The sequence below is a fragment of the Streptomyces sp. B1866 genome, from assembly GCF_031932565.1.
GTDB lineage: Bacteria > Actinomycetota > Actinomycetes > Streptomycetales > Streptomycetaceae > Streptomyces.
The window spans coordinates 1-465 of sequence record NZ_JAVSCF010000613.1 but is presented as its reverse complement, the minus strand read 5'-3'; the positions used below and the strand labels follow the sequence as shown (position 1 = coordinate 465).

1 protein-coding gene is annotated in these 465 nt (G+C 70.1%); it reads right to left on the bottom strand.

Going from position 1 to position 465, the window contains the following annotated elements; genetic code table 11:
* Window positions 1-161: 161 nt before the first annotated feature.
* Window positions 162-465: transposase (locus tag RKE29_RS30440; protein WP_312008916.1), on the bottom strand; the 304-nt coding region annotated here is incomplete at its 5' end.

The following is a 465-nucleotide window of genomic DNA, read 5'->3' as shown; positions in this document are numbered from 1 at the left end:
CCTCGATCTTTCGTGACGGTCCGTTGGATTCTCTGGCGGGCAGTTTCGGTCGTCCGGGCTGATGACGGGCAGGTTTGTGCCCCGGCTGTCGCGTCGGGTGGGCGCCGGGTTCCACAGGCTCCGGTCGGGTGGTGCTGCTGGTAGGGACGTGACGCGGCTGGTCAGCCGGGGTTCGGCAGGGCCGTGAGCTGTTGTAGGGCTTCGATGATCGCGTCGGTCCAGGGCCAGTTCCGGGAGAGCCGGAGGATGCGGCGGCGGCCGGTGGTGACGAGTTGGGCGGCTGCGGCGAACAGCCGCAGCCTCACGCGCTTTGGCTCCCACAGCCGGGCGGGGCCGGTCAGGGCCAGCATCGGCATCCAGGCCAGCAGGTCGAGGGCGATCTGGACGATCTCCAGCCAGACCTGGTTCTGCGCGGTGTCGTGGAGAGGCAGGTTGGTAAGGCCGGTGGCGCGGGCCGCGCGGATG